An 11772-nucleotide genomic window follows, 5' to 3' on the forward strand; every position below is an offset into this window, starting at 1 on the left:
AAACAGACAGTAACAAATATTAAGGATAATAATGAAATTTTTAGAGAACAAGATACCACCACCATTAGTTGCACTATTAATTGCTGCGGCTATGTGGGGCGTAAGCAAGTTTACAGCTATTTTAGCGCTAACTGCTACAGTAAAATATTCGATGGTTCTGGGCTTTGTTCTCGCAGGAGTATTTTTTGCTTTATCTGGTGCAATATCTTTCCGATTAGCTAAAACAACGGTAAATCCGCTCAAGCCTGATACCGCTAGTTCACTGGTTACTTCGGGGGTTTATCAATTTACTCGTAATCCCATGTATGTGGGTTTTGTTGCATTATTATTTGCTTGGGCTAGTTACTTAGCATCGGCTTGGGGCATAGCGTTAATTGCCTTGTATATCGTTTACATTCAACGCTTTCAAATTGTGCCTGAAGAAAGAGCGCTTTCGGCGATATTTAAAGTAGAATTTTCTGACTATAAAGCAAAGGTTCGTCCGTGGTTATAATGATCACGGGTATATAACGAATGTAGGGCTATAATTTAGAAAAAATTTATAATTAATAGCAAACAAATAGGGAAGTGCATCACTGCAATTCCCTTGTAATAAAAAATATAATAACTTCCTTATTCTACATTGAGGATAGTAACTTAGGGTTGGTTACTAAGTTTCGCACGCCATGGGCATGGTCTTCTTTAAAGGTATTACCTTTACACCACTGTCCAACAGATTCGATATTAACTTTGGCAACTTGAGGACGAACACTCCAAGACACTTGCAATGGCGAACCTTTTTCATTATATCCAGGGCCTGTAGTTGAGCCAGCATATTGCACTGGTGTACCCATATTATTAGGAATATTGAATGCTTGTTGATAACCAAATTTAACGCCATGTTTAGTTAGTTTGGTAAAATCTAAAGCATTTTTATCATTCACCAATACATATACTTGTGTTTCTACCCTTAATTGTGGGTTCATGATTGATTCACTTAAACAAGCGCCTAATGTTGGCCCAGGCATTACTTGCGCGCTTGAATGCACGTAATGAACTTCAATAGTATCACCTGAATATAAGCCGCCATGTTTACTTGGGCATATAGCTGTTTTTGTTGCTTGTTTTTCACTTGAACTTAACTTGCCAGAATAAACATAACCACTTTGGAAGCCGTGACCATCACCGTTGCCAGCGTATTTAGCAAATTCGCCGCCTTTATGCTCAGCATTTTTATGAAAATGAATATTACATAAGTTCATTGCTGTATAAGCCGGTGCTGCACCGAATACGCGAGCATTTGTTCCTTGGATGTTATCAATATCACGAGGAGATTGTGGGCCAAAACCTTTACCGTCAGTATTTTTTTCTAACATAGCACGTTGCTTTTTAATGACACTGTCGGCAACGTTGTCGTGACCACTGCCAGCTGTAGCCATTAGTGGTATTAATGTTACGGCGATAGCAAATGCAATAATATTTTTTTTCATGTTTTATCCTTAAGGTTGTTATTTAACTGGTTACTGATGGCGAATAGCACAACTTCAATCTATCTACTTAATTGATTGTACAATTGAGCAATGTTAGCCTTTGTTTTTTTATCGTTTTTACCAAAATTTCATAACCGAGTATGCTACAGAAAAATTTGCGACTAGACACTAATTCAGCCCGTACATACCCTGCTTAATGTGTTAAAAATTTGCTCTGTTGTAGAACACTGTTGTCTATAATGTAACACGCTGATTTGAAAGAAGGTGTTGTTGATGTGATATAAACGAGCTTCACAAGCATGGATGCTTGTGCAAAGCCCATGGAAGGGTTTATGCGTCTCGTTTGTTTACTCAGCAACACCAAACTACAACAGAGCCTAAAAATTGTAATCCGTCACTAGCATAGTGATATGGTGTTTACTTGCGGGAAAATTGAATGAATATGCTGATATAAGCAATATTCGTCAGTATAAAATAGCCAGCTATAATTTTAATTACATCAAGTGCCGAGTATGGCGATATCGCATGAGCTGTAACATTGGAATATAACCGAGCTAATGTCTGGCAATTAACTGAGAGTATTATTATGATTGAACTTAAAATACAAAGAGTTGGTGTTAATTTTGGGGTTGAACTTCCTGAAGAAGTGTTAAAACAATTACAAACCAGTGAAGGGGAAAGTATCTTTTTGGAAAATATGTTTGATGGCAGTTATCGCCTGACTAAACATGATGAGAAGTCTGCTGAGCAAATGATGTTAATTGACGGTCAAATGCATGAGGAAGACTCCTGAAGGTATCCGGTTAAATATGCAGAGCAATACCATAAGAAGTAAATATGAGTCCTAATAAGCTACTACGCTATCAACAAATTTCAGTTGCTAATGTTTTTGACAAAGAAACCCAGCTAATAAAGCAAATACAATTAGGTGAACTTAAGCAGTGTTTAATGCTTTGGCAAGCCAAAGAAGCGACCTTAGTCTTACCAGCCAGTAAAAAATGGCCTGAATCTGATACGCTTAAAACGGAATTATTAGCCGACCAATGGCTTTTACATTCACGTAAAACGGGTGGTGCACCTGTGCCGCAATGCCCAGGTGTGATTAACCTATCGCACCTTTATTTGTGGTCAAGTGATACGCCGTATTCGATTCCCCAAGCCTATGAAAACTTATGTACAGTTTTACAGGGTTTTTTCCAGCAATTTAACTTAGTAAGCCAGACCCATGCTACTGAGTTTTCCTACTGTGATGGCGATTACAATATGAATATTAACGGTAAAAAAATTGTTGGCACCGCGCAGCGGGTTATCTTGAAAAAAGGCGGTGGCAAGATAGTGTTAGCGCAAGCCTTTATTCTTATTGATGTGTTATTAGATGAGATCATCAAGCCAGTTAACTTGTGTTATCAACTCTCTGCTAAAACAGAGCGAGTAAAAGCGCAGGTTCATACCACGCTTTTTGAACAGATTACTGAGCGACCGACAATAGATAAATTATATCAGCAGCTTACGCAAGCTTTTGTCGATAGTGCTTTATATCGATAAAACCGTCAGGTTAACTAGCTTTATGCTGTGCTAAGTACCATTTTTCAGCTGTAAATAAAGCTCGGTAAAGTTAACGCGCTTTTTATAACCTTTGAAAAAATGTTTGTGAATCACATTGCCCTTGTTATCAATGACTACTACACCCGGGTAAGGGATACCGTAATGCTTACTAGTTGCAGCATATTCTTCATTAACAATATCGTAGGCCAACATTGTTTGTACTTTTTGGTCAGAAAGTAATGGGTAACGTATGTTTTTCTGCTTAGCAAAGGTTTTTAAAATATCAGTATTATCATAAGAAATAGCCGCTAAACCATAACCTAAATTAGTAAATTTCTCTGCATGATTATTTAATTCTATTAGGTGTTTTTTGCAAAAAGGGCACCAATCAGCAGAGCGAAAAAAAAGGAGTATCAAACCATTATCACCACTGAGTTGTTTGATATTCACTGGCTGCTGTAGCGTATTAATAACTGATATTGCGGGTGCTTGTTTACCAAACGCTGGACCTACCTCAATGCTGGTATTGGCGAAGGAAATATTGGCAAATAATAGTAATGAAAAAAGTGTTATAAAGAGTTTTTGATTCAGTGATAAATTAAATCGAGTATTCATTTAAGTTAAGCCTTTTGAAGTTTATCTTTTAAAAGACCGCTTGATTAAATAAAAATTTCATCAAGCTTAAATTCAGTCAAAGCAGTATGAAAGCATTTACTTTTGTATGCCTTAAAACACGTACTAACACGGGTAAAGCTGTTAACATCACCGTTTGCTATTACCCCCTAAAAAATTTATTTACTGAACTTTTATGACGTCTAAAATTGATGACAGTATTTGCCCTTTATGTCAGCAAAATAATTGTTGCAATGTTAACGCTAGCAGTGGGTGCTGGTGTATGAATAGCCAAGTGCCCGAAGCACTTTTGGCAAAGGTACCTACTCATCTAAAGGGCATAACTTGCATATGTAATGCTTGTATTAGAGGTTATCTGCAGCAACAAACGTTAAGTCATAGTGCAGAGTAACTGTTTTTTATGATACCTATTTTATTCGCTGTAAAAATAAAAACATATGCGAACAAACATTATTTACCCTAAGCACTACGAAAATAGCGCCCAGCGATGTAAAATACTGCCCATGAACACATTTTCTTGTCACCATTATGAATAAAGCCCAAGCAAACCAAGAAATTCACCAGCCATTATTAAGTTCAAAAGCCAAAATTGCCATTATCGGTGGTGGTGTTGCGGGCTCCACCATAGCGTTGCGATTTGCTGAACTCGGCTTAGACACCACGTTAATAGAAAAAGGCCCGAGCTTAGTCAATGGTCCACCTTTTTGCCATTTACATGCGGGCGGTAACTTGTATCGTGAGATTTGTGACCAGCAATGTCTGACGTTATTACAGCAATCGATTGATACCGTTAAAGTCTATCCACACAGCGTTAATATTCGGCCGACGCTTATTGCACTACCTAAAACGGATCATGGTCAACCGGAAGATCTATTACCTCGTCTAGAAAAGTTACGCGCCAGATATGCTGAATTGGTGGCTGAAGATGAGAGTAACAAGGTACTCGGTGAACCTGAGCATTATTTTCGATTCTACTCGCGAGCAGAATTAGATGCGCTACTCGATTTACCGTTACCAAGCGAGGCAAAAGATCATCGTGATTGGTTAGTCGCCTTTGCTCAGCATGTTGATTTGGACCGTCTTAAATTTCCAGTGCTGTTAGTACAAGAATATGGCTTATCAGCATTTCGTTTTGCTGCTATTACCAATTTGGCGATAGCGCGTTTGCCCAGCTGTCATTTACATACTAACAGCCAAGTTATCGCTATTACTAAGCAAGAAAATTCTTTAGGTTGGCAAGTGTCAACTCAGCACCGACAGAGCCAAGTTATTAGCCATCAGTATTATGATTATGTGATTAATGCCTGTGGTTTTAAAAGTGGGGAAATTGATGACATGGTAAGTGCTAAGCGGCAACGTATGGTGGAGTTTAAAGCCGCTTATGTTGCCCATTGGTCTAAATGCCAAGGTTTATGGCCTGAGGTTGTCTTTTATGGCGAGCGCGGTACCCCGCAAGGGATGGCGCAATTAACGCCATACCCAGGTGGCTATTTTCAACTACATGGTATGACCCAAGACATTACTTTGTTTGACCAAGGCCTAGTGGCCAGTTGTCAGCAAAGTGCCCAGCCAAAATTAGCACCACGATTTATCGAAAAAATTGATAAACAGTGGCCTGAGCAGCTGATAAGTAATAGGACTTTAGGGTCCATTGCCCATATTGCCCAATTTATTCCGGCTTTTAGCACAGCAGTGGCAGCGGCAAAACCGTTATTTGGCGCTCAGCAAATTCCCGGGGAAGATGCTGATTTACGCGCAGCGGATGTCTCTTTTTATGGTAAACATTATGCCCGTGCAGAAATTGTTAAAGCCTCATCGGCCTTAGCGGCGGCCGATGCTATATTGAAAAACCTAGTCGAGTGCGGCTTAGTTGCCGAGTTAGAGCTGGGCAAATATTTAACGGAACACTATTTCCCCATAAGCCTGCAATGCACTGCCGCCGAAGTCACTGAACAAGCCATAGCACTAGCCAAACAGCGCGACTACCCTATTGCTTTGGCAAAGAACCTGTAGCGCCCTGCCTAGCGTAAGTTAACGTAAGTAATACCATTTTCATTAAGTTTGTGATCTTGTTGTGCTTAGGGAAAATATTGCAGGACAAGGCGCTCGATTGACCAATAGCTGGCTATTGGGATTGAGAGCAACATAGTCTTGGGCTATTTTAACCAGCACAAGTGGGCAAGAACTTAGTGGAATTGGTATAATAGTAAATTAGTGAGTGTTAACGTTGCAGGGCTGCCAGTAGTTCGTTAAAAGTGTCAAAGCACCACTGTGGCTGATAGGTAGCAATATCTTCACCATAGTTATAACCATAAGTTAAGCCGACACTGTCTATGTTGGCAGCTTTCGCCGCTAAGATATCGTTTTTAGAATCGCCAATCATTAAACACTGCTCGGCAGTTACTTTAAGTTGCTCTAAGGCATAATTTAACGGGGCAGGATGGGGTTTTCTCTCAGTCAAAGTATCACCACCAATGAGGATTTCAAACAGTCCACCTATGCCTAAAGCCGATAAAATAGGCTGGATAAAGACGGTGGGTTTGTTGGTAATGATAGCCAAGCGAAAACCCGAGCTTTTTAATATGAATAGACCTTCTTTGACATCGTCATACAGGGTTGACTCAATGCACACGCCATCTTGGTAATGCTGGAGAAACATTGCTAAAGCGTCATTTACCAGCGCGGGATCTAATTGCTCACTAATATTTTCTGAGCCAGATAATCCCCGCTCAACTAATGTCTTGGCACCATTACCGACCCAATGACGAATCGTCTGTTGACTATATTCAGTCTGTTTTAACTGTCGTAGGGTTTTATTTAGCGCTAAAGCGAGATCTGGCGCACTATCAACTAAAGTGCCATCAAGGTCGAATAATAGGACGTTTTTTTCTTGTAGGGTCACGGCATTCTCACTAGGGTAAATGGTAAACATTGAGCGCCATTTTACCATTCAGTCACTGGATAGCCAGTAACTTATAATATTGCGGCTTTGCAGTAATATCGGATATTGGCAACCCTTTTACGGCGCTTATGCCAGAACAGATACAAGCCAGTTAAAGCTAAAATAACAGGGCTTAACCCCAATAGACACCAAATCAATTTACTGGCTAAACCGGCAAAATGACCGAAGTGTAATTTACGGAAACTATCAACCGCGACATGTACAAAACTGGCTTGCCTGACATCTTGTGAGCTAACCACTTCAGCTGAACTTTTGTCATAATTAATGTTACTAGCGTAATTACTATTTAACGGGTTACTGGTGTTTAATTTACCGTAGAAGGTGATGTTCATTTCAGGCTCATAGGGCATTAACAGATAGGTGGCTTCAAAATCGGCTATTGTTTTTGCATTACTTTCATAAAGTGCTTGGAAAGAAATATTTGGGTTATGGAAAGCTTTAGTAAGAATATGAGGTGTTTTGATGACATGCTCTTCAACTTCGTGGATAACCTCGACAATATTCCAATAAGCGCCGGTGAAGGCTAAAATAATAATGACAGGTGAGCTGGCAATACCCACCATTTTATGGATATCACTAAATAATATTCGGCTAGCGGCTTTGACTCTTAGGGTAAAAAAGTAACGCCAAAATCGACGATATAATACCATGCCGCTGATGCCTAAAAACAATAAAATAATAGAGACTATTGCCCCTAAAAATATACCATTGGCATCAAGTAATAACTTGAAATGCAAATCTAGCAGCCAGTCAGTTAAATTGTCGGAAAGGCCAACCGGTGTTGATAATAATTCTCCAGTATATTGATTTAAATAGAGCTTTGACCACTTATTAGTATGGTGTTCAATAATATAAGCAGTATCAGTTCTGTGATGATCGTTAAATATCTCCCAACTACCTATTTCATGATCAGGGTAAGCACTTTTAACCCTAGCCATTAAGGAATCTAGAGAAAGTCTTGTTGTCGGTGAAGATTCAGCCACGGCCATTTTTTCAGGCATTAGTAGCATATCTAGCTCAACTTTAAACACTAAAATACTGCCGGTAATTGAGATCAGTAATAAGGGGATCATGGCAATCAGTGCACCATAAGAATGCCATTGATGTAGTTTTTTTTTCATATTCTTTTTCATAAAAGTAGGACGGTTAAATTACATATATAAATAAAAACCTAGCCTTAATTACTTAGGGCTAGGTTTTATTACAGAGTAAAGTAATATCTTAATGATATAAGTCGTAGAAACCTTTGATGGTTTTACCTTTAATTTCTACACCTTTAGTGGCAGTCGCACTGTTGATATCAACGACATAAACAAAAGTTTCAGCGCCCGTTTCTATACCAAGGTAAACTTTGCCATCCATAATTTCTATCGGTGAACTGTAGCGCTTGCTATGCAGTGGTACATCGGCGACATCGGTAATGGTTTGCGCTACTAAATCAATGATCACTAATTTTTGTGTCATCAATTTTTTGCTGAACGCACCCCATGATGCAGCATCAGTATCATCAGTGATGATATGGGCCAAGGCTTTATTATCGCCAATATAATCAAATATGAAAATTTTTCCGCCATCAGTAGCTTTTTCTATATCAAAAAAGTAGTTAGCATCAAAGACAGTTTCATCTTTATTAATGCGTAATATGCCAGAGGGTTTAGTAGATGCAGGTGAGAAACCAACGGCAATTGAGCCATTAGATAGGGTATATAAATCGCCACCTTCAGTTTTGATCATACCGGTGGTACTACCGTTTACGCCAATATTACTGGTTCTGTCATCAGTAATAATACTTTTGGGCGTAGCGCCTTCAGTAAGTGGGTAATCATAAATGGCGACAAAGGCTTTATTCGCTTCTGGTGTGCCCCAATTGCCGGCATCATCCATTTTATGAAAAGGCATGAATAAACTATCGCCACGGACAACTAAGCCCATAGGATAAGCAACGGTACCTTCACCGGGTGTGCCAGTATCTAGGTCATGAATACTGTAAGTAACTTTATTGGTCACTAAGCCCGTTTCGGCATCAACAGTGTATAATGTACGTTTAGTATGATTGCCATCTCTTGGTGCATCGGTGGCGAGTAGTATCTTGTCATCTACTGAGCCAAACATTTCTAGGGCATTAGTAAATTCAAATGAAGCGAGCTTGGCGACGACGTTGTCGGCATTAACTTTGTAAGACGTTGCTTGATTATGTAGATAACCAGTGATGAATAAGGTATTGCCAACCGGGTAGAAAAAGTTCCAGCCTTGTTGCTCAATGCCTGTGCCATCAGCGGTTAATGCTTCAGTTGTTATTGACTCTTGGGTAACTAAATATTCTGTCTTTTCATCACCTGTAATTTTAAAGCCAAACGAAAATGGGCCTGGCTCTACAGCAACAGGTTGAACGATTACTTCTTTTTCTTTTTCTTTTTCTTTTTCATTATTGTCACTGCTGCCACAGGCGGTTAATGTTAAGGCTGCAATAAGCAAACCTAATGTTTTTAATTTAAACATGAGTGTCCTTAAAAAGTTAATAAAGGTAACGAAATTTGAGGTAGAAGGCTCTACCGGGTTTTTCTATTTTGAAATTATCAAAGGTCTCGGTATTTAAAATATTACGTGCCGAGAGTGATAGGTTGTAACTGCCATCAGCAAAGCTGTATTCAACATCGAAATCGTGAGTTATTTGTGTTGGGATATATAACTTGTACTCATCATCGCCAGTGCCTTCCCAATTTAAGAAGAATTTATTGACATAAGCAGTGGTCCAAAAAACAGCTATTTGATCGTTATTAGCCAGATAAAAGCTGGCCGCTAAACGGGCATTGGCAAATAGGTAGGGCTCATTAGGCATGCGCTTGCCATAATTAAGATCGGTAACACCCTCATAATCCACTGATGATTTGTTGATTATGTCTTGATAAGTGGCATTAACTTGCAACGAATAATTGTCATAAAAGCTCAGGTAATAAGAGCCTTCCACGCCTGTGGTTTCGACTTTCTGCAAATTTTTGTAAATGCCATAAATAATACGGTCAGGCACATAACGAATGAAATCACTGGAGTCACGGTAAAAAATATTGGCTTCAAAACGATGGGTGGTATTTTGTGAAGTAAAGTCAGTTAATAGCCCTACATTTATATTGTGACTTTTTTCCGGCTTTAAATTAGGGTTAGGACGAACGTATTTTCCGGTACCTAATATTTCTTCAGCTTCTGGCAGGCGATAGGCGAGTTCATAAGAGGTTTTCACTAACCAGTCAGGGTGCAGCTGGTAGCTTATTGTTGAGCCATAACCTATTTCGCTTATATCAACTTCACTTTTGACATTTTGTAAGTTGAAATCAATTGACTGCTCTGCGTTAATCTCACCTTGATAACCGTAATGTTTGGCAAATATGTTCCACTTTAATTCTTGTTGTAAGGCACTGGTATCAAAGGCTAAACCAGTAATGGCTTTTCTGATCCAGTTGGGCAAGCTAAAAACGGTATTGTTTAAATTGACTGGGTCATGGCCAGTTTTTTTTAAGTAATTATTACTATGGCTAACTTGTATGGAGCTATCAGCGCTAAGTTGATACTGCGCAGAAATATTCGCTCTAAAGATATCATCAGTGACGGTGAACAACGATTTTGTGCCCAGCTCACCTTGTAATTCATCGGCTTTAACCGTGTATTCACCTAGCCAGTTATAATCTCGATTGTATGTGTCGTTAATAAGCTCTTCGGTTTGACCAGTAAGCAGATATGCGGATAACGATAAGGCATCGAAGTTCTTCTGGTAAATAGCCGATATTAACTGGGTATCAGTTTCACTATAAAATTTACCAAAAACGCTATTGATAGAGGTTGCGGTATGTTGTTCATTGTTTCGATTTTTTGCGCCAGTAATAGCAATAGATAATTCATCGGCGTAGCTTTTGTTGATCACACCAAATTTTACCTTGATCATGCCGGCGGAATATTCATCGTGAAAACGTTTGGCAGTCATGGTGCCAATAACGTTACCTAGCTCATCGGTGCGATTAACGTTATGCATTTTATAATCGTTATCAGCGTGCTCTAGGGTAGTTGATAGCCGAATAAAAACATCATTATCGAAATTTTTCTGGGCAAAGATGCTGGCCTTATGGGTATTAAAAGAGCCGTAGGTATAAGAAATATCGAGTAAGTCTTGGTCAAGGGCGGGCGTGATAACATTAATAGCGCCGCCTAATGCATCCGCGCCAAGAGATATGGGCACCACACCTTTATAAACTTCTATCTGCTCAACTAAATTAGCCGGGAAGGTTAAGGCAGAACCAAAATCTTCCATCGGTATACCATCAAAAAAATAGCGAATTTGATTGCCGGAAAGGCCATTAAGCGACAAATTAAATTTAGCGCCAACGCCGCCACTTTGTCGAACATTAATACCCGGTGAGCTTTGCAAAATCTGCAACAGATTATAATTTGAATTTTTGAACGCTTCGGTGAGTAATACTTCTACGGCAAAACCAGATGAAGTCAGCTCTTCGGTAGAATCACGGCCAATAACTTCAATTTTTTCTATGGCATTACTCTCTGGCTTTTCATTATCGGCTATAGCATGGTTGGCAAAAAATAGGCTAGTTAGACAGCAAGTCAAATAAATAGTGGTAGGCGTGAATCTTGTACTGCTTTGGCAAAACACAATATGCTCCGATTACTCAGGAAAGATTTATTTGTTTGGTAAAGACAAATAATACAAATAATAATGAGATGAATTATCATTTGTATTGTTATTTGTGTCAATAGGTAAAAAGATGTTTATTAGAGGGATCAATAACTAACAACTTAGTGAGTTGTTAGTTATTTAATTCGGTAAGAAGTAGCAATATATTGCGCAAAAATAAACTTAGTACTTATAGGTAATTAAACGATAATGGTTTTTATTAACATTACTGTTATCATGGCAATATTATTGTTGCGCCATGCACAGGGTTATAGCGGCAACCTTGAACTTGGCGTATTAAATACGCTCACTAAGCGAAAACATGGAATAACAGTGCCTTACCTTATCAATAAACTAAATCTAACGAGCTCTCGTTGGTCAGTATTCTTTCGCGTATTAGCCGCCCTTTTTGGCGGCTATGTCTTAGCTATATCTACTTCCCTGTTTATTAGTCAGTTATTGCAGCAACGTGGTTATTGAAATCG

12 protein-coding genes are annotated in these 11772 nt (G+C 39.0%); 6 read left to right on the forward strand and 6 right to left on the reverse strand.

The genetic code is table 11. The features are described from left to right. The first annotated feature begins 31 nt into the window (after positions 1 to 31). Complete coding sequence (locus ASU03_RS00850) at positions 32 to 493, forward strand: methyltransferase family protein (RefSeq protein WP_057830008.1); 462 nt, start codon at positions 32 to 34, stop codon at positions 491 to 493. Positions 494 to 617: 124 nt separating this feature from the next. Here ASU03_RS00850 and ASU03_RS00855 read toward each other — a convergent pair whose 3' ends face one another. Beyond that, complete coding sequence (locus tag ASU03_RS00855; RefSeq protein ID WP_057830009.1) at positions 618 to 1469, reverse strand: delta-class carbonic anhydrase; 852 nt, start codon at positions 1467 to 1469, stop codon at positions 618 to 620. Positions 1470 to 2007: 538 nt separating this feature from the next. Between ASU03_RS00855 and ASU03_RS00860 the strand changes: the two genes are divergently transcribed. Further along, complete coding sequence (locus ASU03_RS00860) at positions 2008 to 2262, forward strand: AbrB/MazE/SpoVT family DNA-binding domain-containing protein (RefSeq protein ID WP_231731456.1); 255 nt, start codon at positions 2008 to 2010, stop codon at positions 2260 to 2262. Positions 2263 to 2306: 44 nt separating this feature from the next. Then, positions 2307 to 3014 (forward strand): lipoate--protein ligase family protein, encoded by a 708-nt coding sequence (locus ASU03_RS00865; RefSeq protein WP_057830010.1) that lies wholly within the window; start codon positions 2307 to 2309, stop codon positions 3012 to 3014. A 30-nt stretch (positions 3015 to 3044) separates the two neighbouring features. Here the strand turns inward: ASU03_RS00865 and ASU03_RS00870 are convergent, their stop codons facing one another. Further along, entirely contained in the window at positions 3045 to 3629 is a 585-nt protein-coding gene (locus ASU03_RS00870) for a peroxiredoxin family protein (protein WP_057830011.1), read from the reverse strand. A gap of 193 nt (positions 3630 to 3822) precedes the next feature. On the opposite strand from ASU03_RS00870, the gene ASU03_RS21695 reads away from it, so the two are divergent. Together ASU03_RS21695 and ASU03_RS00875 are read left to right on the forward strand one after the other, a co-directional pair. After that, positions 3823 to 4038 (forward strand): cysteine-rich CWC family protein, encoded by a 216-nt coding sequence (locus tag ASU03_RS21695; RefSeq protein WP_082627083.1) that lies wholly within the window; start codon positions 3823 to 3825, stop codon positions 4036 to 4038. A 137-nt stretch (positions 4039 to 4175) separates the two neighbouring features. After that, positions 4176 to 5660: an FAD-dependent oxidoreductase gene (locus tag ASU03_RS00875; RefSeq protein ID WP_057830012.1), complete on the forward strand. Its 1485-nt coding sequence runs from the start codon at positions 4176 to 4178 to the stop codon at positions 5658 to 5660. Between the two features lie 208 nt (positions 5661 to 5868). Here ASU03_RS00875 and ASU03_RS00880 read toward each other — a convergent pair whose 3' ends face one another. The 4 genes from ASU03_RS00880 to ASU03_RS00895 form a co-directional block, all read right to left on the reverse strand. Next, positions 5869 to 6579 (reverse strand): phosphoglycolate phosphatase, encoded by a 711-nt coding sequence (locus ASU03_RS00880; protein ID WP_057830013.1) that lies wholly within the window; start codon positions 6577 to 6579, stop codon positions 5869 to 5871. A gap of 41 nt (positions 6580 to 6620) precedes the next feature. After that, positions 6621 to 7730 carry a PepSY-associated TM helix domain-containing protein gene (locus tag ASU03_RS00885; RefSeq protein WP_057830014.1) on the reverse strand — a complete coding sequence of 370 codons (1110 nt, stop codon included), beginning with the start codon at positions 7728 to 7730 and terminating at the stop codon, positions 6621 to 6623. Positions 7731 to 7830: 100 nt separating this feature from the next. Then, positions 7831 to 9108, reverse strand: a complete 1278-nt coding sequence (locus tag ASU03_RS00890) for a DUF4374 domain-containing protein (protein ID WP_057830015.1) — start codon at positions 9106 to 9108, stop codon at positions 7831 to 7833. 16 nt (positions 9109 to 9124) lie between these two features. Further along, positions 9125 to 11266, reverse strand: coding sequence for a TonB-dependent receptor domain-containing protein (locus tag ASU03_RS00895; protein WP_057830016.1), 2142 nt, complete (start codon positions 11264 to 11266; stop codon positions 9125 to 9127). 231 nt (positions 11267 to 11497) lie between these two features. Between ASU03_RS00895 and ASU03_RS00900 the strand changes: the two genes are divergently transcribed. Continuing rightward, on the forward strand, positions 11498 to 11767 hold the full coding sequence (locus tag ASU03_RS00900) for a hypothetical protein (RefSeq protein ID WP_057830017.1): 270 nt from the start codon (positions 11498 to 11500) through the stop codon (positions 11765 to 11767). Positions 11768 to 11772: the final 5 nt, after the last annotated feature.

It is taken from the genome of Colwellia sp. TT2012, assembly GCF_001440345.1.
In the GTDB taxonomy this organism is placed as follows: Bacteria; Pseudomonadota; Gammaproteobacteria; order Enterobacterales; family Alteromonadaceae; genus Colwellia.

Coding starts and splice junctions, on each gene's coding strand:
- ASU03_RS00850 (WP_057830008.1), top strand. CDS start 32: ATGAAATTTTTAGAGAACAAGATACCACCACCATTAGTTGCACTATTA.
- ASU03_RS00855 (WP_057830009.1), bottom strand. CDS start 1,469: ATGAAAAAAAATATTATTGCATTTGCTATCGCCGTAACATTAATACCA.
- ASU03_RS00865 (WP_057830010.1), top strand. CDS start 2,307: ATGAGTCCTAATAAGCTACTACGCTATCAACAAATTTCAGTTGCTAAT.
- ASU03_RS00870 (WP_057830011.1), bottom strand. CDS start 3,629: ATGAATACTCGATTTAATTTATCACTGAATCAAAAACTCTTTATAACA.
- ASU03_RS21695 (WP_082627083.1), top strand. CDS start 3,823: ATGACGTCTAAAATTGATGACAGTATTTGCCCTTTATGTCAGCAAAAT.
- ASU03_RS00875 (WP_057830012.1), top strand. CDS start 4,176: ATGAATAAAGCCCAAGCAAACCAAGAAATTCACCAGCCATTATTAAGT.
- ASU03_RS00880 (WP_057830013.1), bottom strand. CDS start 6,579: ATGTTTACCATTTACCCTAGTGAGAATGCCGTGACCCTACAAGAAAAA.
- ASU03_RS00885 (WP_057830014.1), bottom strand. CDS start 7,730: ATGAAAAAAAAACTACATCAATGGCATTCTTATGGTGCACTGATTGCC.
- ASU03_RS00890 (WP_057830015.1), bottom strand. CDS start 9,108: ATGTTTAAATTAAAAACATTAGGTTTGCTTATTGCAGCCTTAACATTA.
- ASU03_RS00900 (WP_057830017.1), top strand. CDS start 11,498: ATGGTTTTTATTAACATTACTGTTATCATGGCAATATTATTGTTGCGC.